The sequence below is a fragment of the Bradyrhizobium sp. 956_D2_N1_4 genome, assembly GCF_052076025.1.
Classification (GTDB): Bacteria; Pseudomonadota; Alphaproteobacteria; order Rhizobiales; family Xanthobacteraceae; genus Bradyrhizobium; species Bradyrhizobium barranii.
The window spans coordinates 1,594,532-1,620,305 of the sequence record NZ_CP197237.1 but is presented as its reverse complement, the minus strand read 5'-3'; the positions used below and the strand labels follow the sequence as shown (position 1 = coordinate 1,620,305).

Genomic DNA, 25,774 nt, shown 5'->3' with positions numbered 1-25,774 from the left:
GTTGCGCAAAGCGAAGGCGGAGCGCAAGCCCCCGGCCGCCTGATTTCGGCTTTGTCTTTGGCCGCGATTGGTGATTAGTCAGGCCCACAGGAGAACTTTATGGCCGTCATCTTGATCACGGGCGGAGCACGATCGGGCAAGAGCGCCCACGCGGAAAAGCGCGCGCGCAGCTTTCCGGGCCAGCCCATCTACATCGCGACGGCCGAGGCGCTCGATGCCGAAATGGAGGTGCGCATCGCCAAGCATCGAGCCAAGCGCGCGGCCGTCGACTGGATCGAGCGAGAGGTACCACTCGATCTCCTGCAAGCTCTGATCGAGACCGATGGCGCCGGCCCAAGGCTGGTGGATTGCCTGACCTTGTGGCTCTCCAATATCATGCATGCGGGGCGTGACTGGGAACACGAACTCATGAAGCTCGCCGCTTTCATGGGCGGCCAGAAGAGCCCCGTCATTTTCGTCACCAACGAGGTCGGCCTCGGTATCGTGCCCGACAACGCGCTGGCGCGCAGCTATCGCGACGCCGCCGGAATCATGAACCAGGTCATCGCGGCGGTTTCCGACGAAGTCGAGTTCGTCGTGGCCGGCCTGCCGATGAAACTGAAATGATGCCGCGCGCCGAGCTTTTCAAAGAGATTATCGCCGATCTCAGGATGGCGGCATCGTTCGTCACGATTCTGCCGGTGGCATCGTCGAAGCCCGCAGGCGAAGGCGCCATCGCGCGCGCGACCTGGGCACTCCCCGTCGCGGGACTGCTGGTCGGCCTCGCGGGTGCCTTGGTCTACAAGGTTTCCAGCCGGTTCGGACTGACACCGAACCTCGCCGCCCTGCTCACGCTGGCCGCGACCGCGCTCATCACCGGCGCGCTGCATGAGGACGGCCTTGCCGATACCGCCGACGGGCTCGGCGGCGGCCGGACGCGCGAGCGCAAGCTCGAGATCATGCGCGACAGCCGGATCGGCACCTATGGCGTCTGCGCGCTGATCCTGTCGTTCGGTCTGCGCTGGAGCGCGCTCGCGGCGATCGCCAATCCCTGGGCCGTCGCGCTCGCGCTGTGCGCCGCGCACACTGCCGCCCGCGCGGGCGTGCCGGCTTTCATGTCGCTGGTCCCGCCGGCACGATCTGATGGACTGTCGGCAAGCGCGGGATCGCCGCCGGGCCGCAGCGTCGCCATCGCTTTCGCTGCTGGAACGCTCGCCCTCGCCCTCGCGCTCGGGCCTGGCAAGGCGCTGGTCAGCCTGATCCTGCTGTCGCTCGCCGGCTTGATGCTGGCGCGGCTTGCCATCCGCCAGATCGGCGGGCAGACCGGCGACATCCTCGGCGCATTCGAGCAGACCGGCGAGATCCTCATTCTGCTGGTGGCGGCATCCTTCCGGATGGGAGGCTGATCTCATGGTCGAGTTCGACGACACCTTCCGTCAGCACTTGCGCGAGCTGTTCGTGTGGCGCCGCGACGTGCGCCGCTTCCGCGCCGATCCGCTGCCGGCCGGCGCCATCGATCGCCTGATCGAGACCGCCTGTCTCTCACCCTCGGTCGGCCTGAGCCAGCCCTGGCGCTTCGTTGTCGTTGAAGATGCCGCACGACGCCGCGACGTGATCGACGACTTCAGGGCATGCAACGCCGATGCGCTGAACTGTTACTCCGGCGAACGCGCCGCGCGCTATGCCACACTAAAACTGTCCGGTCTCGAACAGGCGCCCGGTCACCTCGCCGTGTTCGCGGACAAGGCGAGCGACATCGGCCACGGCCTCGGCCGCGCGACCATGCCGGAGACGACGGAATATTCCGTGGTCGCCGCGATCACCGCGATGTGGCTCGCCGCGCGCGCCGACGGCATCGGCATCGGCTGGGTGTCGATCCTCAATCCGGAGCGCGTTCGCACCACTCTCGACGTGCCCAGCTCCTGGAAGTTCATCGCCTATCTCTGCATCGGCTATCCGGAAGTCGAATGCGACCAGCCGGAGCTGGAGCAGGCGAAATGGGAACACCGGCGCGGCGCGGAGGAATTCACGCTGCGGCGTTAATCGCCGCGCCCCCGCTCCATCCTCCGTCATTGCGAGCGTGGCGAAGCAATCCAGGCTGCATCCGCGGAGGGATTCTGGATTGCTTCGTCGCACCAGCGCAAAATTGCTTTGCAATTTTGTCGCGGGCTCCTCGCAATGACGACGGAGAGAGCGGCGGCTTGTCGCTACGACCTGCTCTTGCCGGCGGCAGCCGCCACCGGCGCGGGGCTCTCCGGCTTCTGGAACATCAACAACGGCCGGAAGATGACGCGGCCATAGGCCTCGTAATGGTTCTGGGTCGAGACGGCCATCTTCAACGGCGTCGCGTAATTCGCCTCGAACGTCATGAACGACGCATAGGTCCATGAGAAGCCGACGCCGACCGAAGCGAGCTCGGTGATCCCCGGGAATGTCGAATAGACCGCACCCCAGTCGGTGAAGATGTAGGTGTCGAACCCCTTGAGCCACGACGACCAATTGTAGTGCAGCTCGGCGTTGAAATAATAGCCGCTGTCGCCGGATGCGGAGTTGGAGGGATAGCCGCGCACGGTGGTGGGACCGCCGATCGAGAAGATCTGGTCGCCCGGCAGCAGCTTCTCCTGCGTGTACTGCCAGCTCGCCAGCACGTTGGCGCTGAAATTCTGCGGCCCCGCCGCGCTGGTCGCGATCAGCGAGCCGGTATAGGTGTTGAACGCGCGGTTGTTGCCGAGCACATAATCATGCCAGGTGATGTAGTTCACCGCCGGCGAGACCGTGATCGAATAGGTGTTGCCGGAATTGGTCACCGAGAGCCCGGCGGTGGCCTTGTCGTAGTGGTCGTCGGTCACGGAGACCGTGGCGAAGCGGCTGACCGTCTTGCCCTCGGTCTCGGCGGCGTTGAGCAATATCAGCCAGTTCTGCGTCACCCAGACCGGCTGGCTGAAATTGACCGCGGCCTGGCTCGAGCGTCCGGTGACGTCGAGCGCGACGAACGGTCCCTGGATGATCTTGATCTTGCCTTCGGTATAGCTGACGCCGACGCGGCCACCCCAGGGATTGACCGGAATGCTGTAGGCGGCGTTGCCGTTGAGATTGCCGTCGGCGCGGACGCCGTAGAAGGTCAGGCGGTCGTCGACGCCGAACAGGCCGTGGCGCTTGTAGAAGGCTCCGCCCTCCCAGCGCCCGGTGTTCTCCGCGCCCTGGTTGTCGGTGAAGAGTTGCAAGGTGTCGACCGGCGGCTCGATCACGGCGAACTGGAGATCGGTCAGGCCAAAACTCGTGCCAGGCTGGAGCAGCGCCTTGATCTGCACGTCGTTGGTCCGGTTGAACCAGATCACGTCGCGATTGAGTTTTGGAACGTCGAGGACCTCGCCTTCGGGCTCCTTCACGCGCTGAAGGATGTAATCGGTGCGGGTCTGCTTGTTGCCCTCGATGGTCGTCTTCTGGAGCCGGCCCTCGGTCAGCTTGATCTTGACCACACCACCTTTGGCGTCTTGATCGGGCAGCGTCGCGATGCCCGTGACGATGCCGCGCTCGGTGTAGATGGCGTTGATGTCGGCAACGAGCTGCAATAGCGCGGCGATGTCGACGTTCTTGCCGACATATTTCTTCGCGATCTCGTCCAGCTCTGCCGGCGTGATGAACTTGGATGCGTCGAACTCGACCTTGCGCAGGCGGAATTTCGGCCCCCCCGGCTTCAGCAGCTGGGACTTTTCCCGCTCACCGCCGATCACCGCGGGACCGGTGAGCTTGGGCGGCGCGCTCTGCCGTTCGAGCTGGCGGCGCTGCCGGTCGACGTCGTTCTGGATCACGCCGGGATTGATCGAGGGCACTTGCGCGCGCGAAGGGGCGATGCAGCAAGCTGCAAGCCCCACCCCCAACGCTGCCCCCCAAATCCGCATCCCGAATCTCGTTACCATGCCTGTGCGAGACGGCCAACGGACGGCTTCGCCGTCTCGACCGCCGCATCCTTCCAGCCCGGGCGACCCACGCGCTGCCCCTGACGGCGCAGCTTGCGCAGGTCGCTCAGTCCCTCGATGTTGACGGCGGGACCGGAGCCGATGGTCTCGACCGGACGCGGCGTCAGCAGCGCATCGAGCCGCGCCTGGCCGGAGAGACCGAGCAAATAGAACGTCCCGCCATCCTTCTTCGCGAGCCAGGTCTCGATGCTCTCCTTGCCCTCGCCGTCGACCGGGATGTTGCGCACCATGCTGGCGCCGGTGAAGTCGTAGCAGCAGGTGTGCGTCGGCCCGTAATTGGTGACGCTCGCCGAGACGTCGCCGGTGTAGAACACCACGTAGGCGTTGCTGACATTGGCGTTGCCGATCTGGCTCATCGTGAACACGCCGCCCGGCTGGTAGAGCTGGAGCGTCGGCCCGTTGGTCGGCACCAGCGTCCGGTTGTTCAGGAACACCTGCTGGGTGGCGGTGGTGAGCATGAGCTGGCCCGGGACATAGCCGTTCAGGATCGTGACCGCATGCGCGTCGGTCCAGAAGTTCGCGTCCACCACCCTGAACTGGTTGACGATGATGCTGTCCGGGTCGATCGAGATGTTGGCGGACTTCGCGACGCCGCCGTTATAGCCGGTGATGTTCATGATCAGCGGGATCGCCGGATTCGAACGGATCTGCTCGCCCCTGACGTTGATCGTGTCTGCCGCCAGGTCGAGCTCCCGGACGACGCTGACCCAGTTGATCGTCAGGTCACCCGACGACGTCATCTTGACGATGTCGCCACTGATCCGGTCGAACGAGACCGATCCGGCCACATCGAAACGCGTCTCGCCGTTGGCGGTGATCGATCCGCCGCGGAGCGAGCCCGTGTCGGACTTGACGTAGAGGTCGCCGGCATCGCCCGGGATACCGGTCGAGGTGAGCTGGCTGAAGACGATATCGTTGACGGCATGCAGGGTCTGCGTGCCGCCGCTGATGGCGGTGCCAACGGTGATCCCTCCGGCCGTCGCGGTGACGTCGAGCGTGCCGCCCGCGCTAAGATTATCCCAACGAACGACGGTGCCGCTCAGGACTGCGTTGCCGGTCGTGGCCGTGAGGTTATGACCGGTGTTGGTCCCCGCCGCGATCAGCCTCGCCGAGCCATTGGCGGAGACCGAGCCCAGCGTTGGCACGCCGCCCGACATCACCGTTTGCGCCAGGATGAAACCGTTATCCGCATTGACGTTGACGCTGCCGGCGTCGCCGTTGATGCCCGTCGCCGTCAGCGCGTTGAAGGTGACGTTGTCGTGGGCGTGAATGGTCTGCGTGCCGCCGCTCTGCGCCGTCTGGAACGTGATGCTGCCCTGGCTTGAAGTCACGCCCAGCGTCGTGCCGACATTGAGGACATTCCAGTTGACCGGACCGCTCGCGGTCAGCAGGCCCGAGCCGGTCGTGGCGGCGAGCGTGTTGCCGGTGATGGTCGTGGCCGCAAGCAGCGTCGCCGAGCCGTTGGCTGAGACCGAACCCTGGCTCGTCACGCCGCCAGCCGTCACCGTCTGCGCGAGGATGAAGCCGTTGTCGGCGGTGACGTTGATGCTGCCGGCATCGCCCGTGATGCCGGTCGTCGTCAGCGCATTGAACGTCACATTGTCATGGGCGCGGAGGGTCTGCGTGCCGCCGCTCTGCGCGGTCTTGAAGGTGATGCTGCCCTGGCTTGCCGTCGCGCCCAGCGTCGTGCCGACGTTGAGCGTGTTCCAGTCGATCGGGCCGGTCGCGGTCAGCACGGCCGAGCCGGTCGTGGTGGCGAGCGTGTTGCCGGTGATGGTCGTCGCCGCGAGCAGCGTCGCCGAGCCGTGGGCCGAGACCGACCCCAGCGTGGTCACGCCGCCCGACGTCACCGTCTGCGCCAGGATGAAGCCGTTGTCGGCGGTGACGTCAATGTTGCCGGCATCGCCGGCATTTCCGGTCGTCGTCAGCGACTTGAACGTCACGTTCTGGCTGGCGTGGACCGTCTGCGAGCCGCTGCTGTCGGCGGTCCCGATGACGATGCTGCCGTTGTTCGCGACGGCACTGAAGCTGCCGCTCGCGCCGGTCGCCGTGCCCGCCAGCACCTGGTCGAGCGTCAGCGCGCCGGTGCCGATGATGTCCACGTTGCCCTTCACCGCGGAGAGCAAGCTCGCCTCGGTGTCGGTCAGCGCCTTCAGGTAGATGCCCCCGGCGCTCGCGCTCGCCGACAATTGTACGGCGTTGAAGGCGAGCCGGCTCGTGGCACTTCCGATACCGTTCGATGCACTCAGCGACAGCTCGGCGCCCGCGCCGGACGCGACGAACCTGGTCTGGCCGTCGCCATTGTCGAGGATCGCGCCAAGCGAGGCGACGCCACCGGCGGTGACAATGATCGAGGGCGCGTTCGAGGCCGCCGCATAGGACAGCGATGAATTCAGCTGGCCGATCGTCGCATCGCCCGTGGTGGTCACCGAGATCAGGCCGCCCGCGTTGATGGCCGAATAGGCGCCCATCGTCAGCGTCGCGGCAACCAGGGTGACGCCGTCCGAACTGCTGGTCGCAACCACCGGCGCAGCGCTGGTGCCGGCAGCGAAATTCATGCCGCGGTTGGCAAGCAGCTGCATCAGGCCGCCGCTGGTGATGTCGGCATTGACGGTGAGTCCGCCGCGCGCAGCGTTCAGCGTCAGCGCACCGCCGGCCGTCAGCGTCCCATAGGTGCCGCTCGTGCCGACTATGAGATCGCCGGTGACGGCGAGGATGCTGAGGTCGCCGACCGCCGAGCCGGTCACCGCGCCGGAGATATTCACCTGCAGCGGCTGGAAGGTCGAGCCGTTGAAGCCGATGTTGCCGCCGGCGCGCAGATCGAGGTCGGCGCCGAGGATATGGATCGCCGAACGGTCGGTGAAGCCGGCTTCGGCATAGATGCTGCCGGTCGCAGCGAGCTGGATCGCATTGCCGGCGGCAATGTTGCCGAGAATGAGATCGCCGGTGGTCTGCTTCAGGTAGATGCCCTGCGCCGACGAAACCTGGTCGAGCTGGTCGTTGGACGGATCCGCGAACGCGATCTGGAGCGCGTTCGTATTGTTCGCGGGGTTGCTTCCGGCGGTTCCCGAGGGGGCACCGACATTGCCGTGCTCGGCGATCAGGGTCAGGTTGCCGATATCACCTGATATCACGGCCCCGCTTGCGTTGGCGGAGATGCTGTTGACGGCGTCGAGCTTGACGTCGCCGCGGCCGGTCACCTCGATGCCGTTGGCCTGCGCGGCCGCGATCGGGCCGTAGTTCGCAGTGACGCCGCCGAGCGCGAGGCTGTTCTTGCTGCCGAGATAGATATTCGACAGCGCCTTGGCCGAGATCGCGATCGGGTTGTCGACGACGACGAGGTTCTGCTGCGACAGGCTGACCGTATAGGTCGTGACATGGGTCGTCGGGTCCGTGACCGCGCCGACGGTGAGCTGGCCGGGACCGGCCGTGGCGAGCAATCCCCTCTGCTCCGGCGTCAGCGACGAGGAATCGACGCTGGTGAAGGTGAACGTCTGGGGCGCGGCCGAATTGCCGACCGAGCCGCGCGGCGCGTACAGCATGATCTGGTTGGCGTTGACATTGGCCACGACGTTCTCGTCGATCGGCGGCGGCGCCGCGCCGACGGCCGACGACGACACCGTGTAGGCGAGCTGGCTCTGCGTCCACTGCGAGCCCGCGGTGATGATGCTATAGACCCGCTCGGTCGACGCCAGCGTATAGCTGTAGCTCGCATTGTAGGTATTGAGCGCCGTTTGCAGCGCCGTGTTGCTGGGCATTCGCTGATTGGCGGTTGCCACGCCGTCGAACAGTTTCGTGAACAGCGTCGTCGAAAGCGAAGTGCCGAACACCGTCCCCAGCGGATCCGCCGGCGCGGTGCCGAGCAATGTCGTCAGCGAGCTCTTGAGCTGGTCGGTGGTGATCTTGCCGAGCAGAAACTGGTCCCGCAGGAACCGCGTCGTGGCCTCGACCTGCATCTGCGTGGTCGTGACATTGGCGGGATCGATGATGCCGAGCTTGGCAGCCACCTGCGCCCGCAGCACCGTCAGCCCCACCGAGGTCGGATTGTAGGTGCTGCCGTCCTGGAACGCGATGTTCTTGAGCTGGAAGTAGTCGTTGTAGGCCGACGTCACCATCGACTGGTAGCTGTTGACGGCATTGGTGGCGGCGTTGCCGCTCAGCAGGTCGAGGCTCGCCCAGACGTCCTGCAGATGCTGGCTCTGCGCCTGGGTCAGACCAACCGCCGCGCGTCCGTTCAGGATGTTGGCTTGGTTGCCGTCGGAGCCTGCCGCCTCGAGGAACACCGGACCGCCGGTCGACTGGACCGTGCCGAGGCGCAGATCGCCCTTGGACTGGATGATGTAGGTGCCGGTGGCCGAGGCGCTGTCGAGAACGCCGCCATCGACAGTGCTGTTGGCCTGGACCGTGCCGGTCGCCTGGATCACCAGCGGATTGATGTTGGTCAGGGTGGACGCGCCGTTGACGACGGCGCTCTTCGCGCCGATCGCGCCGGAGGTGGAGTTGATCTCGATGTTCTTGCCGATCACGACGGGATTGGCGATGTTGTAGGCGGACGCCGAGTTGATGTCGCCGGTCGCCGAGAGGAAGACGCTGCCTTGCGGCGTGGTGCCTGCCGAATTCACCTTCACTTGATTGATCGACAGCGCGCCGATCGCCGAGATCGCGATGTCGCGGTCGATCGAGCTCGCGGTCAGGCTGCCGCCATAGAGTTGCACCTGGACGGGCGCCTTGGTGGTGCCGAGCGTGCCGATACCGCCGTCACCCCGAAGCGTCACGCTCGTCCCCGAGATCACCGGGTTGTTGGCATTGGCGGCGACCGTGATGGACGAGTTGGCGCCGGTGGCGGCAAGCGTCGTCGTGCCCTGCTGGTTGTTGATCGACCCGTTGATGACGATGCCCGAGGTCGAATTGACCACGACGTCGCTGCTACTGCCGCCGATGAACTTGATGTTGATCGGGTTCGACGCCTTGACCGTGTTGGTCAGCGTGAGCGTCAGGTGATCATAGATCGCCTGGTACCAGTTGTACTGGGCGTCCGCGCCGCAGCACGCGTTGGAATGGGTGTTGAGTCCAACGGGGCTCCCATCCGGGTTCACGCCTCCCGCCCAGTGATAGCTGCCTGTGGCGGTGGTGACTTTCTGATAGTTGCTGCTCTGCGTGCCTGAAACCAGGTTGGTCGAGCGGGTCCAGTTCTCGCCGGTGACCTGATTGGGCGTGAAGCTCCAGCCGTAGTCGAACTGCGTGCTGGTGGGTAGACGATCCAGCGTCGCGGTGTCGACCCATTGATAGAGCATGTTCTCCTGCGTCCGGTACTGGACGCCCGCCGTACCGGTCCTGGCCGTAAGCATCGACGGGTCGATCGCGGCCGCAGTGACACTGTTGGTCTCGTACCGCGACACCTGCTGACTGCTTGCAGCCTTGGGATCGTAAACCCACCACGTCGTCTTCCCCTTGAGCTGGTCGACGATCTCGACCACGCTCTGGGCAGTGACGCTGGTATTGATGGTGTTGGTGACCAGCTGGAGCCCGCTGGTGTTGTTGACGGTGACCGTGCCGGCGCCGCCTTTGATCTCGATGTTACCCTGGGTCTGGGTGCTGTCGGTCGAGGTCGAGATGATCTTGCCGTTGAGGTAGACGTAGCCGCCGGCGCCCTGCGCCACGCCATTCAGGATGAGCTGGTCGGTGAGAGCGTTGTACCTGACCCCGATCTTGGCGTCGCCGCTGGCCGACGCCGTCACGGAGCCCGAGATGTCGTAATAGACGCCGTTCCGCGCATTGGCCTGGGCCGCGGCAAAATCCGCGCCGCCGTTGCGGTTCTTGAGGCCGTTGCTGCCGTAGATGGCATCGTACGCCGCGGCGCCGATGTCGACCGAGTAATTGCTGCTCGAGCCGGCCTGGATGGTGCCGTTGATGTTGATCACCGACGCCGAGATGATGACCGCCTGGCCGCTGATGGTCCGGGTGGCAGTCGCGGTGGCCGGCGCGTCCGCGGTCTTCGGCGTGATCGCATCCGGCTGGATGTTGATCACCTGGAAGAAGCCCGAGCTGTCGCAGGCTGACGCACAGTTGAACGGCGTCTTGTACGGACCGCTATCGGTGTAGACGTTGCGGCCGTCATAAGTCGTTTTCTTCCACTGCGCGAGCACGACATTGGACGAGTCTTGCGACTGCCCCTCGATGATCTTGAGGGTCGCGATGTCAGGCACGCTGCCGGCATCGGGAGTGCTGGTGTTCCCAGGCGTACCCCTGCCCACCGGCAGGAAGATCGATGAATAGAGCGAGGTGCCGTCGTAATACGTCATCAGCATGCGCGCGGTGAAGATCGTGCTGGCGTCGGCGTTGCCGACGGGTTGATACACGCCGTGGCTGCCGTCGGTGCAGCAGTAATAGAAATAGGGGTGATCGGTTCCCGAAGCGATATGCGGAGCGGTATAGTAGTCGCCGTAGGCGCCGAGATAGGTCGCCGCCGTCATCACCGCGGTCAGCGTGTCTTCCGGCCTGTTTTCAGTGGTGGCCCATTGCGAGGTGACCGCGCTGCCGCTGTCGTAGAAGCTCCCGATACCGCCGAGGAAGGTGAAGGTGCCTTTGGGCACCACGATCTGGACGGTCGCGGCACTGAGCGACTGCGATGCGACGACGCTGCCGAGATTGTTGATGATCTTGAGCAGGCCGTTCGCGTTGTTGACGGCGCCGTTGAAATAGATGTCGGGCGTGCGGGTCAGCACGTTGCCGTTCTGGTCGATGCCCTGGCCGCTATCGGGATCCAGGCGGTTGTAGGTGGCCGAGACGTCGATGACCGGCGTCGCGCTCGGCATCGCGGTGAAGGTCACATTGGAGTGCGAATCCGGGTCGACATGGTCGATCTGGCGGTAGGTGATGTTGCCTCCGGTCACATCGGTGACCGTGAGGTTGGCCAGGCTCATGAAGTCGAGACCCTTGTTCTCGATCTTGATCAACGGCGAGCTGCGCGCGATGACCGCCGGTGCCGCGGGATTCGATCCGCTGTTGCCGGTGAGCTTCTGGGCCAGGATTGAGACGTTGCCGGCGGACACCATGATGTCGCCGAACGCGAAGGCGTTGCCGGGCGCGTCGGAGGTAAACGGCGCCTGCTTGATCAACGTGTCGATCTGGCGCTGCTTGTCGCCGGTCGGATCGGTGCCGGACGGCAACATGCTGGCAGGCGACGTGGGCGTCGCCGCCGCGAGCTGGGAGCGGACCTGCGACTCGGTCAGTCCGGTCAGCGACGCCAGCTGGTTGACCACCAGCTGGTAGGGATTGAAGTTGCCGACGACGGCGTACTGGACCGTCTGGTGGTTCCAGCTCATCACCGGGCTCAAGTGATTGACGTCGGAGACGAGCTCAAGGACCGATGAAGAGCCGTTTGTCAGCAGGGAATAGGGACTGGTCGTGCTCAGTGTCGGCGCGGTCGCACCGAGTTCGATCGTGATCGTCAAATCGTTATTGACGCCCGCCACCACCTGGCCGTTGAGCGCGACATCGCCGGTTCCGCTGGTGTGGCTGTGGTTGTCGCTGTTCTTGGCGCTGAAGATGTCCAGATACGGATTGTAGTTGCTGCCGTTGCCGGCCGCCGTGACCTGCCCTTGCGTTGCGCCGAGATAGATGTCACGCGCGCCGAGGATGCTCGAGGTGGGGGCCAGCGTCAGGCTCGTGGTGTCGTCGGCATTGGCCGTGCCGCGATAAAGCGTGGAGATCGGAACGGCGGTGTTGTTGTAGACGACCGTCGTCGCCGTCGCCTGCACGCTGCTGAAGACGGTGCCGTCGCCAGCGAGGCCCGCGTAGATGGTGATGTCGCGCCAGGCCGCGATCTTCGCGTTGTCGCCGACATTGACGGACTGGTTGGCGTGGACCCAGCTGTTGGTGCTGGCACCGACGCCGGCGATCGCGCCGTAGAGGCTGGCATTGGCGTTGTTCGCCGCCGCCATCTTCGCGGCCGTGCCGATATAGATCTTGCCCACGCTGAACAGCTCGCGGGCATTGATGTTGACCGCGAGCGTGGCATTCGCCGTCATGTTGGATTCGGCGCCGCCGCCGGCGAAGAAGCTGGCCGTGGCGAGGCTCGCCGTATCGTTGGTGTTCAGCGTGTTGTAGGCCTCGATATTGATGAACGCCGCCGACGTCCGCGGATCGCCGTTGAGGCTCAGGACCGTGCCGGCCCCGATATTTGTGTTGACGTGCTGGGTGACGGTCGACGTGCTGAGTGCGGCTGCACCCGAGAACGAGCCGCCGGAGCCCGACCGCGCGCCGCCGCCCCCCTGGTTGACGATGTCGTTGGCGATGACGACCATGTTGCCGCCCGCCGAATTGATGATCAGGTGCGTTCCGATCTCGGCAGTGGTGGTGGAGTCGACGTCGTTCTGCGCCTTGCCGGCGGAGACACCGGCCGTCGAGGCCTGATAGGCGTCGCCGCTGGCGGCGTAATTCGTGGTGTGCTTGGCATTGATGCGGAGGCCGCCGAAATAGAGCGTGTCGTCCGTCGCGCCACCGTCGAACCGTGCGTTGGTCACGGCGGTCGAGCTGGTGGTGGCGACCGCTGCCGCGCCGGCATAGGTGCCGCCTGCGCCGACCGTCGCGTTGGACACGTTGGTATCCGTGCCGGTGGCCGTGATCCGGAGAATGCCCGTGCAATTGCCGTGATTGAGATTATCCATATCGGCGGGCGCACCCAGATAGGCATAGGTGTGCGCGTTCGACGACGTTTGCGCGACCGTCGCACCGAGCGCCAGGAAGCCGCTCGAAAGGCCCGTCCCCTCGGCGTATTGGGCGCTGTCGTTCTCGGCCGCGATGGTGACGTCGGCGTTGGGAAGCCGGATCCCCATCCCGCCATAGGCGCTCACCGTCGCGTTCTCGGACGCCACGGCAAGGCTGCCCTGTGCGCCGATCAGCGAGCCGCCGCCGCCAGCGAGCGCCTTGGCCCACGTCGTGGTGCCGACGGTCGGAACCAGCGCCATGGCGGTTACCGCGAGCGCACCGCCCGAGAAGCTGACGTTGTCGCCGACATCGGCCGTCACCGTGGCGCCGACCGTGGACTTGGCGATGGCGACGCCGACGGCACCGCCACCGACCGAGACGCCGATTGCCTCGCTCGACAGGTTGGGCGCGATCGACGCCGACACCAGCGTGCCGACGCCGGCCGCCGACGTCGTGATCGAGGCACTGCTGCCGATCTCCGCCAACACGGACGAGTTCTCGTGGGCCTCCGCATCCGCACCGACGCCCGCGACGATGCCGCCACCAAGTGCTGTGGACGTCGTGGTCAAGGTGCCGGCGCCGCTTGCTCCAACTGCCAGAGTCGTGACGTTGACGGTGGAGCCGTTCAGAACCCTCGCAGCGACCGAGCTCGTTCGGCTTGCCGTTGCGACCGAAGCGCCGACAGCCACGGCGCCGCCGGTGACGCCGCCGGTGAAGACCACCTGGGTCGTCGAATCCTGCGCCATGACCGCGGCGCCAGTGCCGGTGCCGCCCGTGCCGGTGATCTGGCCGCCAAGCATCGCCACCACGGAGTTGCTGACATTGCCGACCGCGACAGCCGCATCGGCGCCGAAGTAAAGCGCCGCACCGCCGGCGATCGCCTCGGTGTCGATGGTCTTGCCGGCATAAGGTCCGGTGGTCGCGTCCTTGACCACCGCCGCAACGGTGACAATCGGTGCCGAGACGGCCAAAGGCGTATCTGCGGCCACCAGCACGCCGGAGCCGTTGCGTCCGTAGTCACTCAGATTGGCGAGCACGGTGCTGTTGACGCTGGTGTAGCCAATGCCGGCCCCGATGCCGACATTTTTCGCAAAGCCTGCGCCGAGCAGATACATCTTGGCCGCATTGGCGCTGGTGGCAGTGACATTGACCTGCGTGCCCGTGACGTTGCCGCCAGCGATCTGCGCGACGACGGCGTCGTTGCCGCCGCTCAGCACGCTGCTGACGTCGTAGGTCGAGCTGACGTTGGCGCTGTTCGGATTGCCGGCCGTGCCGCTGGCGACCGCGTTGCTGCCTTGCGTATGGTTGGTGCCGTTGTTCACGGACGCGATGGTGCCGTTGTTGCCCTGATTGAGCTGGCCGGTCTGCTGGCCCTGGGTGTCGGCATCGGCGGTGTTGGTGCCGATGATGATGACGCCGACCGTCGCGCCGATACCGACGCTGCCGCCGATGCCCGCGGTGACCGCGTAGGACAGCACCTCCTTGGTGCTGAGCGCATTGACGTTGATCGCGCCAGCCGAGTTCAGATTGCTGTTGCGGCTTTCCGCAATGGTCTGGCTCTTGAAGCTGATGACGTTGGCGGCGGCGCCGATGCCGACCCCTGCCCCGCTGGCGCCAACCGCGAGCGCCCCCGCGATCTCCTTGATCGCCACGTCCTCGGTCGCGTTGATGGTGACCGCGCCAGCCGCACCACCCGTCACCGATTGCAATGTGGTGTCGTAGACACCGGCGATGGTGGTGTTGTTGGCGATCTCGATGTTCGCCATGCCGGCGATCGCCGCCGTGCCGGTCGAGAGCGCACCGCCGATCGCATAGGCCTCGAAGCGGTTCTTGGTGGTGGCCTCGACGTCGAGCGCGCCGCTCAGATTGAGCGCGGTCGTGTGTGCAGCGCCATTGCCCTGATAGTGGAATTCGTCGCCGACATAGGCCTCGGTCCGGTTCGAGGAGACCTGGACCAGGAACGCCGCGCCGATCGCGGCCTGGCTGCCATAGGCGCCGGAGCCGTTCGCGGAGAAGATGCCGGTGTTGTTGGTGGCGTTCACCGTCAGCGATGCGGCCGTCAGCGCGCCACCGTCGACATAGGCTTCAGTCGTCGCCTGGAAGACGTTCAACCCGACCGAGCCGGTGTTGAAGCCGATCGCGATCGAGGATGCATCCTGCTCGGCATTGGCCTTCACGGTGACGGCGCCGACCGTCGGGCTCGACGACTGCGCGCCGCCGACAGTCGAATTGGTGATGTAGGCAAACGTACCGCGCTGCATCGTGGTGCTGATGATGGTAGCGCCGCCGCCGCCGTTGCCGGTCGGAGCCACGATGCCGGCACCGAACGCGCCGGAATAGGAGAAGCTCGACGCGGCGACCTCGATCTGCGGCGCCAGCGTCGACGAGGTCAGGCGCGTGTCGATGGAAGCGCTGTCGATATAGGCCCGGGTCTGCCCGCTCATCACATTGGTGATCGGGTTGATCATGATGGCGATGCCGCTGCTCGCGGCAACCGACGCGACGTTGGTCACGACCGCCTGGTGCGAGCTCGCGACCACGGTAAGGCCGCGCACGGTGTCCTGGGTCTCGGTGAGGTCGGGCGTGGTGTCGGTCGGGGCATGCGCGGTGCCGAGATCGAAGGCATGGACGAGCGAGCCGCTGTTGACCGACAGCGTGTCGGTGGTGCTGGTCCCGAGCGCATCGACCTTGGTGTTGGCGCCGCTGATATAGGCCGCGGTGGTTCCCGTGATCTGGTTGGTGACCAGCGAGCCGGCACCGCCGGCAGCGCCCTTGCTGATCGACACGGCACCCGCAAACACGGCCGCCTTGTCGTTGTTGCCGGCGATCACGGCGACGTTGTTGGTCGCGGTGACGTCGGCGCCGTTGATCCCGTTGGTGCCGGCGGCGGTGATGCTGGCGGTGACGTTGGTCCCCATCAGATTGGTGGCGACCGAACCGGCCAGCCCGACCTGCGAGGACATCGCGATACCGACGGCGACGGTCGAGATGCTGGCGTTCGAGTTCGCACCGACCGCGACGCTGCCCGAGGCGGTCAGCTTGGACCCGGTCACGCCAGCGCTGACATTGTTGGCGATGCTGCTGTAGACGAGTGCCAGGCCCGCGGCGCTGCCTTGCGTCGAGGCTCCCGCGACGGCGGCGGTTCCGGTGATGCTGGAATTGTCGGTCGCGTTGACGGAAATGTTCTTGGCCGTGACGGACGATTGCGTCGCGCTGGACTGGCCGTTGCCGATGGCCGCCGTAACGGTATTGGAGATGCTGCTGATCGTGGTACCGCCGACGCCCGCAAACTGTCCGGTCGCCAGACCAAAGCCGATCGTGACCGCCTGGATCTTGGAGGAGTCGACCGCGCTCACACTGACATTGCCGTTGCTGCCGGCGGTCATCAGGACGTTGGCGATATAGGCCGAATGCGTGGTTGCGATGGTGTTGTAGACGATCGAGGCGCCGACATTGTTCTTGCCCGCCTGGATGAGACCCGCAACGGAGACGATGCTGGCTCCCGGACCGTTGCCCGTGCCGCCGTTGAGCGCAGCCGCGCTGAAGTCGATGCAGTTCTGCCCGCCCGTGCCACCGGCGACCGTGCAGGTATCCGACGCGAGAAGATTGTTGTTCGACTTCTTGACGAGGTTGCCGAGCGCAGTGTCGAGCGCCGACACCGCGCCGCTGTCCGCCAGCACCGTCACGCGGCCGACATTGATGCTCACCGTCGAGCCGCTGTTGATATAGGCTGTCGTGGTCGGCGTGATCTCGCTGACGACGATCGCGCCGGCAAGTCCGTTGGCGCTGGCCCCGCCCCCGCCTGAGGCCGCACCGGCCGCAATCACGCTGGCGCTGTCGGCCATCACCAACAGGGTGTCGTAATTCGAGATCGCCGTGCTGCGGATATGCGCGTCGGTCGCGTTTCCGCCCGTGGGATCGGCGATCGAGGCATAGGTCAGCCCGATGCCGACTCCGGCCTGGCCGCCCGATATATAGAGAGAGCCGCCGCCGATCGCGATGTTCGTGGTCTGGTAGGCATCGACCTCGAGCGCCCGGTTGACGCCGGACGCCTGCCCCGTGATCGTCGAGCTCTCGATATAGGCGTTGGCGCTGTCAGTGATGATGCCGACGGAGGCCGACAGCGACGCTGAATTGGATTTCGATCCCGCCACGCCGATGGCAACGACGGTCTCCGAGCCGCCATTGAGCGCCTGCACCGTCACCGAACTCTGGTTGTTCATGGTGGTGCCGTAGATATAGGCGAGCGTCGCATTGTTCGACATCGCCGCCGCGATCGCGCCGCCGATCGCAGCCCCCGTGGCAGACCCTCCGGCCAGATTGAGCGCCGCGGAGCCGGAACCATTGTTGAGCATAGTGTCGTTCAGCGCCTGAACGATCGTGTTGGTCAGCACGGCGCCGGTCGTGGTGTACTTGTTGACCGTCGTGTTCCTGATATAGGCGCTGGTGCCGAGCGAGACGTCGCTCACCGACGAGCTGCCGGCGAGATCGAGGCTGAAGCCGCTTGTGCTCGATCCCGAGGTCGAACCAATCTTGCCCGCCGCCGTCGTCACGCCGGCGGTGCCTCCGGTCGAGGCGGCGCCGGCAGCGCCTGCCTTGTCGGAGAAACTCGACGACGCCGGGTCGGAGACGGCTGCCGCGACGGCGGCCGCCGTGATGCGTCCCGAAGTGGTCGCGCTGAGTGTCAGATTGTCGACATTGACCGCCCCGCTTCCGCCGCTGGTGCCGGCGAACGGATCGTTGGCGCTGAACACGCCGGGCCGGATGTCGGAATGGTTGTCGCCGATATAGGCGGAGGTGTCGGTATTTGCGCCGAGATAGGCGACCGACAAGCCGACCGCCGAACCGCCGCTCCCGTTATAGCTCATCGCGCCGGACAGCGTCACGACCGACAGATCCTGCTGCGCCAGAATGCCGACGGTCGGGGCATAGACGGTGGCCTGGCTCGAGATCGACGCGTGCGTCGTGTTGTTCAGGAAACCGAGCGAAGTGATGCCGTTCAGCGCCAGCGTGCCGGCAGCCTTGCCGGACGACGGTGCGACAGCGACGAACCGGTCGGAAGTGATCGCGTTGACGGCGATGTCGTCCGCAGCACGCAGCGTCGCACGGTCCGAAACGCCGGCGATGGTATTGGTGTTGAACTGGACGAGATTGAGCGCGCCGCCGACGGAGGAGCCGCCCGAGGTGTTGCCGAACAGGAAGCCGAGCGTGCCGACATTGCCGGCGGCGTCGATCGACGCCGTGGTCGTGGTGGCCGCGATCTGGAGGCTGGCGTTGTAGGTATGGACGTCGCCATTGTCCATCCCGACCGACCAGCCGGTGCCACTGCCGCAGGCCGCGGTCGCGCAGGTTGCCGTCAGGCTCGCGCTGCCGGCCACCCACGCCGTCGTGTTGTTGTTCACGACGAAATGGTTCAGCGAACCGGCGATGCCGATCGTGTCGCCAGCGTCCGCGGTGGCATTGGCGTAGCTGGTCAGGATGTTGCCGCCGACGCCGAGATTGCCGTTGAGGTGGCTCAGCACCGCGCCCAAACCATCCCACTTCAGCCAGGTGTTGGTGATCGGCAATTCGGTGGTGGCATCGACGGCGATATTCGCCGCGTTGACCAGGGTTCCGCCGCCGATATAGGCGTTCGAATTGTGGGTGAAATTGCCCCAGGCGACGGCCGCGCTGATCGCGGTGCTCTCGCCGGACACCGGGTCCTTCGTGATCGCGCTGGACGTCGCATTGCTGCGAACGCCGCGATCGATGACGTTGCTGGCGACGGCGACGTTGCCGCTGGCATAGATGCTCGGCGCGCCGCCGCTCGGATTCTGCGCGATCGCAGCGGTTGCGCTCTGCGTGCTGTTGGCCAGCGAGAGCGCGCCTGCGACTTTGAAATCGAAGCTCAACGGCATCAGCGAGCCCATATGGTCCCTGATGATCGACGTCGGCGCGGTGACGGCACGCAGTCCTCTTTCGATTGCCGCGATCAGTGCCGGGAGGCCGGCGATGGACGAAGCCATCGTGGAATTGAGCGTGGTATCGGACGTCGCTTCGACCAGAACGGACCCGTTCATCCGGTTGGCGGTATCGGTTCCGAGCGATGCGCCGAGCGTCGCGGTCGCGGACGTCGTGATGTCGCTGATGGCGAACGCGCCGCCGACAGCACCGCTCGCCCCCGTTCCGGGCGCCGCAACCGACGTTGCGCTGGTCGAGAACGAGTTGTTGTTGATCGCGCGCACCTTCAGGGTGCTGCCGCTCGTGTTCACCGTGCCGGCAGCAATATGCGCGCCGGTCGCGACGTTGGCGGTCGTCGTCACCGATCCCGTGGAATAGGCCACCGTCGGGACAATCTGCGCGCTCGTCGACGCCGCGAGGGCCGAGATGGCGATGGTCGCATCGTTGAGCGCCTTGATCTCGAGGTTGCCGCCGGCGTTGACCGTCGCGCCCGAGGCCACGTTGGTCGTGGCAGTGCCGTCGATCTTGCCGACGACCACGCCGGCCGCGACCGGCGTGAGGCTGCCGAGCAAGGTGGAGGCGACCGCCGGATCCGACGCGGTCTCCGTGGCATGCGCGGAAATGGTGACGTCGCCACGGCCGTTGATGTCGGCATGGCTGTTGATGTTGATGGTCGCAGTCGCGCTTGCCGCGACATAGCCGCCATTGAGCCCGAGCAGCGAGGCGGCAAGCGTCGAGCCGACAAGCGCGAAATCACCGGCCACCGAACCGTTCAGGAAGCTCGACACGGCCGTCGAGGTTGCGGTGATCGAGACGATGCCGCCGGTAATCTTGCCGTCGACCGTGATCGCCGTCGCGGCGGTGGCCTGGCCGGACAGCTTGATGTCGCTCGCCGTTGCCCTCAGCGTCACGTTGCCGTCGGCGTAGGTGGTCCCGCCGAAGTTGACCGACTGGGCCAGGATCTGCGCGCCATTCATGATCTCGATGTTCGGCGCGTCTATGATGACGTTGTTGGCGTTGCCGGTCGAATGGCCGGAGCCATCGAGACGGCGGGCATCGATCATCGCATGCGCGGCGAGCGTGATGGAATGATCGGCCTGGATGAGGTAGTCGGCACCGGCGCTGAGCCCGGCGAGCGCATTCACGATGGAGCTGTTCGACAGCGTCACGCCGGTGTCGCCCTGAGCGGCATCACCCACGACCACGTCGGTCGGGTCGATCAGCAGCGTGCCGGCCTTGCCGTTGTCCGCACTGAGATCGACCTTGATGCCTTTCCCAATGTCGATGATCCCGTTCGCGCTGAAGTCGACGAGACCGGCATTGCCCGTCTTCGCACTGGCATCGAACCTGGCGCCGCCCGCGACGGTCAGGTTCTGCGCCGCCTTCAGGCGGATCTCTCCGGCATTGCCGTTTGCGCTTGCGATGTTGAGATTGGCCTTCTTGCCGACATCGATGTTGTTGCCGGCCTGAACCGTGATGTTGCTCGGCGTCGCGCTCTTGCTCTGCGCAGTGAGGCGTCCGTTGATCCTGGCGTTGTTGACGGCGCCGATATGGATCGAGCCGTTGCTCACGGTGATCGCGCTGGCGCTGCGCAGGCCCTTGGAGTTGACGGAGGCTGCGAACTTCGCGGCGTGGTCGAGATTGGCGATGTCGCGCTGGCTGGCGCCGCCGACAAAGACGTTCTGCCCGGTCAGGCGCACACCGTCGATCGCGTTGATGCGGCCATAGATACGGATGTTGCCGTCGGGCGAGACAGGGAACGAGCCCGCCATCAGATTGCCGACCGCCGACTGGTTGATCTGCCCGCCTGCGCCGATCAGGCTGTCGGTGAACTCGCGTGTCGGCGTCGAGACGTTGAGGCTGCCGACATTCACCGTGCCGCTGCGGCCGACCACGAACCCCTTGGGGTCGGCGAAATAGACGTTACCGCCGATCGCGCCGTTCATGTAGGAGTTCAGCGTGCCGTTGACGTAGACCGGGGCGTCGCGAACGATGTTGACGAGGTTCTGCGTGCCGGTCGGCAGCTGCAGATTGACGGTGTTGCCCTGCCCGACGCTGAACTGCGAGAACGAGTTGAAGGCGTTGTTGCCCGAAATCGTCGACGTCGTGACGTTGGTCACGCTGCCTGATGTCTGAAGGCTCGTCCCGGTGCGGCCGTCCGGGGTGATCACGTTCGCCGTCTGCGCCTGCAGGCGGACGCTGAACACCGGCAGGAAGACCATCTGCATCGCGCAGAGCAGCGACATCGAGCGGAAGCGTGCCAGCCTCCGCAGCGTCGTCAGCTCGTCATTGTGTCGCGTCGCAGATGGTCCGCGCATTTCATATCCTCTTCATCGGCATTCGCGCCGATCCACAACCGGGTGGGAGAATGTCGTGAGGTCGTCCGGCATCAGAACTGGCCGGGCGGCAGCTTGAAGATGTCGGGGCTCTTGGCGTCCGCGACGTAGAACAGCAGCAGGCTGGTCGGGGTCAGCACACGCTGGTTGTTCTCCTTGTTCTCGAACGTGCCCTGCAGAAGCAGGATCACCGAGCGATCCTTGGCGTCGCTGCCACGGAACATCACGATGCCGCCGGCGACGGGCATGTTCATCGCGATCGAATCGGGCTTGAAGCCTTCGCCCATGAAATGGGCGCGCAGGATGTTGGCGTTGGAGAACAGCTTCTCCGGCGTCATCGCCGTGTCGGTCCCCTTCGACCAGACCGAGCCGACCTGGATCAGCGACTTGGACTTGTAGCCGAACACATAGGAGAGCTCGGCGGTGCCGCCGTTCGGCAGCAGCTCGGGAACGGAGAGCAGCAGACTGTGCGTCAGCTCGGACGCGTTGTCCTGCGCCCTGATCGCGTCGGGCTTGGCGCTGAAGTCCTTGGTCATCGCCGCGCGCACGTCGGATTCGTTCATGCCGAATTTGGCGGAGCGGAAGCCGTCGATCGCCTTGGTCGTCTTGTCGTCCGCACCGGCGGCCGGCGTCTCGGTCGCAGCAGCGACCGGCGCACCGGCGGCGGCAGCTGGCGCCGCACCGGCAGCGGCGGCTCTGGGTGCCGGCGCAGCCTTCTGCTTCGGCACCACTCCCTGAGCCGCGAGCGGCCCGGCTGCAACAGAGGTCAGCAGGCCCACGAGGGCCGGAAGAAGATAGATTTTGCGCATCGACAACCTTCGAAACAAACCTGAAACAACGCTTCAAAAAATCAGCCGCTCAGAAATCGACTTCTCCGAACCGTCGTCTCAACGAGACGGGAAATGTTGCAACGCCACAATGCGTTGCAGATCGTCACGGAGCAGACAAAGCTCGAAACAGCGACTCTTTGGCCGGGTAGGAATACGGTATCGGACTGCCGAATGCTGCGAATGAACATTCATAAGCGCATTTTTTCATCAATTGTGGACACCGCCCTTTCGCGTTAAGCATCCGGCTTGGGACAGACCATCGTGCAAAGAATTCCATGACCGAACGGCCTTCCGCGTTCGCGCTCGATCGCCGCGGCTTCATTCGCCTCGCGGGCACAACCGCTGCAGGATGGATTGCGATCGGCGCAACGTCAGATCGCATGCGGATCGTTGCCTCGCTGACGGGATTGCCGCTCGACGACGAACTGACCAGACGGAGCATGACCGACAGCCCGACCTCCCGCCTGGGTGGTCTCATCGTCGGCTTGAGGCAGCGAGGCTGGGTCGAAGGCGTCAACTTCCGCCTCGAACTTCGTTCGACCTTCGGCGGACCGGACAAGCTCAAGACCGCGGTCCAGGAGTTGCTCGAGCTCAAGCCGGACGTGATCCTGACCGGCTCGACCATCGAAACCGCCGCAGTCTTTGCCGCCACCAAAACCATCCCGATCGTTTTCGCGACCGCCAACGATCCCGTCGGCAACGGCTTCGTCGAAAGCCTCGCGCATCCGGGCGGCAACGTCACCGGCTTCACCAACAGCACCGCCGAAATGGGCGGCAAATGGCTTCAGCTCATCAGGGAGGCGGTGCCGGGTCTCGCGCGCGTCGGCGTCCTTTTCAACCCGGCGACCACGCCCCGCGCCGGGCGCTTCTTCCTCGAATCGATCGAGCAGGAAGCTGCGACATCAGGGGTGTCCGTGGCCCCCGCGCCCGTTAACGCGCCAACGGACATCGACGAAACCATCAGGCGCTTTTCCGAACCGCCCAAGGCGGCGCTGGTTGCGCTGGTCGACAGCTTCCTCGTGGTCCACCGTCAGGCGGTCGTGGCGGCGGCGGCCAAGCATCGCGTCCCCACGATCTATCCGTTCCATTACTTCATGGATGCGGGCGGACTGATGAGCTACGGGCCGACGCTGGAGGTGCGCTCGGCCGATTACGTCGATCTCATCCTGCGCGGCACCAAGGCCGGAGATCTGCCGGTGCAATCGCCGCGGAAATACGAGCTCCTGATCAACCGCACTGTCGCCCGCTCGCTCGGATTGAACATTCCATTCACGCTGCTGGCGCGCGCCGACGAGATCCGCGAGTGAACGAGGCGATCGACCAGGGACATTTGCGGACGCCCCCGGGCCGGTTGTTCCGAAAATATCTCTACTCGATCGTCGCCCTCGCCTTTGCCGCACTCGCCATCAACACCGGCTTCGACGTCTGGTTCTCCTATCGCGAGCAGAAGCAGCTTCTCGCGGCGACCCAGCGCGAGCAGGCAGCAAGCGCGGCCATCCAGATCGGCCAGTTCATCGGCCAGATCGAAAGCCAGATCAGATGGCTCTCGCGGCTGCCTCCGGAGCTGTCGAGCAACGAAGACGACCGCCTGAACGCCATCCGGCTCCTGCGCCTCTCGCCCGCGATCGCGGAAATTGCCGAGCTCGATTCGCAGGGCCGCGAGCAGGTGCGCGTGTCGCGCCGTGTCGCGGACAGAGTCGGCAGCAAGGCCGATCTCTCGGCCTCGCCGGCCTTCCGCGGTGCCAATGAAAGCCGGGCCTATTACGGGCCGGTCTACTTCCTCGGCGACACCGAGCCGTTCATGACGCTCGCCACGCGCGGGACCGGACGGAATCCCAATGTGATCGTAGCCGACGTCAATCTGCGCTTCATCTGGGACCTCGTCGCCGGGATCAGGGTCGGCAACACCGGCAAGGCCTATGTGGTCGACCGCATGGGAGTCCTGATCGCGCATCCCGATCTGTGGCCGGCGCTGCAACGGACCGATCTCTCCGGGCATGCCGACGTGCGCGCCGCACTCGATGGCGTGGGGCCGCCTTCGGGCGGCCTGGTCAAGGGGGATCTAACAGGCCTGCGCGTGCTCTCGACCTATGCGACGGTCCCCTCGCTCGGCTGGCTGGTGTTCGTCGAGCTTCCGCTCAGCGAAGCCTACGCCCCGATCTATGCATCGATCGGACGCGCGACGTTTCTCCTGGTCGTCCTGCTCGCCTGCGCGGTCCTGGTGTCCCTCTGGCTCAGCCGGCGCATGACCGTGCCGATCCAGATCCTGACGCAGGGCGCGCGGCGGATCGGCAGCGGCGATCTCGGCTTGCGGCTCGCGATCAAGACCGGCGACGAGCTGGAAGCGCTCGGCGACCAGTTCAACCGGATGGCCGCTCACTTGCGCGACTCCTATGCGACGCTCGAGCGCAAGGTCGTCGAGCGGACCGCCGAACTCGAAAAGACCCGCGATCAGGCCCTGGCCGAGCATGACGCGGCCGAGCGCGCGCGCAGGGCCGCCGTGCTGGCCAACGAGACCAAGTCGCGCTTCCTCGCCGTCGTCAGCCACGAGCTGCGCACGCCGCTGAACGGCGTCATGGGCGTGCTGCAGCTGCTCGACGACGGCAGCCTCGGCGAGGCCCAGCGCCGCCACCTCGCGACTGCGGAGGCATCGGGCGAAACGCTGATCGCGCTGGTCGATGCCATCCTGGAATATGCCCGCCTGGAGGCCAGCACCGAAACGCTGGAGACGCGCGACTTCCGCCTCCACCAGCTGATCGAGACCGCAGCGGAGCTGATGTGTCCGCAAGCCTTCGGCAAGGGCCTGACCTTCGACCTCGCCTGCGATGCGACGGTCGACACATCGGTGCACGGCGATCCGGTCAGGCTCAACCGCATCCTGCTCAATCTGATCGGCAATGCCATCAAGTTCACCCCGCACGGCGGAATTGCGCTCGCGGCGGCCGCCGAGCAACGCGACGATCATGTCCTGCTGCGCATCACCGTTCGCGATACCGGCATCGGCATCGCGCCCGACATGCACGAGCGCATCTTCGACGATTTCGTCCAGGCCGACGACAGCATCGCGCGGCGGTTCGGCGGCACCGGCCTCGGACTCGCGATCGCGCGCCGGCTCACGCGCCTGATGCGCGGCGAGCTGACGGTGGAGAGCACGCCGGGCGCGGGCAGCACGTTCACGCTTCAGGTGCCGCTCGGCCTCGCCGCAAGCGGCGTCGCGCAAGGCGCGGTCCCGCCGCCGTCGCGGCAGCTCCGGGTGCTGCTGGTCGACGACGATCCCGTCAATTGCGAGGTCGGCGAGGCGATCCTGAACCGGCTCGGCCATCGCGCGACGATCGCGAGAGACGGCGCGTCGGCCATCGCGCTCGCCCGCGATCAGGCATTCGACATCATCCTGATGGATCTGCACATGCCCGACATGGACGGCGTCGAGGCGGCATCGCGAATCGGCAAGCTCGGTCTGCCGAAAATGCCGCGCATCATCGCCGTGACCGCCGACGTGTCCACCAGTGCCCGCGAGCGACTCGCAAGCGCCGGCATCGCCAAGGTCGTCAGCAAGCCGATCCTGATCAACGCGCTGCGCGAGGCGATCGAGGACGCCCCGGATGAGCCGGCCGCACCACAACTCGCCGCGGGCGCATTGATCGACCTGCATTTCCTCGACGACCAGCGCGAGCTGCTCGGCCCCGCGCAAATCGAAAAGCTCCATCATTTGCTGGGGGAGACCAGCGGCAAGCTGATCGCAGACATCGCCAAGGCGGCAGCGATTGGCGATCACAAGCAGCTTGCGCGGCTCACGCACCAGCTCGGCAGCGCCGCCGGCGCGCTCGGCCTCGTCCGCTTGTTCGAGCGCAGCCGTGAGATCGAACTGGCGGCGCCCTCGATGTCCCCATCCGAATGCCAGAGCGCCGCGCGCGATCTCACCGCACTTCGTGATGCCTCGATGAGTGCGCTGGACGATCTGCTCCGGCCGGCCGAGCAGCGTTCAGTCAGTTAGGGATGC

At 65.7% G+C, this 25,774-nt stretch carries 8 protein-coding genes; 5 read left to right on the top strand and 3 right to left on the bottom strand.

Going from position 1 to position 25,774, the window contains the following annotated elements; genetic code table 11:
* Positions 1–99: 99 nt before the first annotated feature.
* The 3 genes from cobU to bluB are packed head-to-tail and all read left to right on the top strand — an operon-like array spanning position 100 to position 2,022.
* A complete protein-coding gene (cobU, locus tag AB7535_RS07310) occupies positions 100–606 on the top strand; it encodes a bifunctional adenosylcobinamide kinase/adenosylcobinamide-phosphate guanylyltransferase (protein ID WP_063984439.1) in 507 nt (168 codons plus the stop codon).
* Positions 603–1,385 carry an adenosylcobinamide-GDP ribazoletransferase gene (gene cobS / locus AB7535_RS07305; protein WP_085403121.1) on the top strand — a complete coding sequence of 261 codons (783 nt, stop codon included), beginning with the start codon at positions 603–605 and terminating at the stop codon, positions 1,383–1,385. The genes cobU and cobS overlap by 4 nt, the downstream gene beginning before the upstream one ends.
* Before the next feature lie 4 nt (positions 1,386–1,389).
* Positions 1,390–2,022, top strand: a complete 633-nt coding sequence (gene bluB, locus AB7535_RS07300; protein ID WP_085403120.1) for a 5,6-dimethylbenzimidazole synthase — start codon at positions 1,390–1,392, stop codon at positions 2,020–2,022.
* A gap of 164 nt (positions 2,023–2,186) precedes the next feature.
* On the opposite strand, the gene AB7535_RS07295 is transcribed toward bluB, so the two are convergent.
* From AB7535_RS07295 to AB7535_RS07285, 3 genes are all read right to left on the bottom strand, one after another.
* Positions 2,187–3,881, bottom strand: a complete 1,695-nt coding sequence (locus AB7535_RS07295; protein ID WP_085403119.1) for a ShlB/FhaC/HecB family hemolysin secretion/activation protein — start codon at positions 3,879–3,881, stop codon at positions 2,187–2,189.
* Positions 3,882–3,892: 11 nt separating this feature from the next.
* The gene (locus AB7535_RS07290; protein ID WP_439037252.1) at positions 3,893–20,926 is read right to left on the bottom strand and encodes a leukotoxin LktA family filamentous adhesin; all 17,034 of its coding nucleotides are present in this window, start codon (positions 20,924–20,926) and stop codon (positions 3,893–3,895) included.
* Positions 20,927–20,997: 71 nt separating this feature from the next.
* Positions 20,998–21,753, bottom strand: a complete 756-nt coding sequence (locus AB7535_RS07285; RefSeq protein ID WP_085403209.1) for a hypothetical protein — start codon at positions 21,751–21,753, stop codon at positions 20,998–21,000.
* 296 nt (positions 21,754–22,049) lie between these two features.
* On the opposite strand from AB7535_RS07285, the gene AB7535_RS07280 reads away from it, so the two are divergent.
* The gene (locus AB7535_RS07280) at positions 22,050–23,081 is read left to right on the top strand and encodes an ABC transporter substrate-binding protein (protein WP_085403118.1); all 1,032 of its coding nucleotides are present in this window, start codon (positions 22,050–22,052) and stop codon (positions 23,079–23,081) included.
* The gene (locus AB7535_RS07275) at positions 23,078–25,768 is read left to right on the top strand and encodes a hybrid sensor histidine kinase/response regulator (RefSeq protein ID WP_085403117.1); all 2,691 of its coding nucleotides are present in this window, start codon (positions 23,078–23,080) and stop codon (positions 25,766–25,768) included. The genes AB7535_RS07280 and AB7535_RS07275 overlap by 4 nt, the downstream gene beginning before the upstream one ends.
* Positions 25,769–25,774 lie beyond the last annotated feature (6 nt).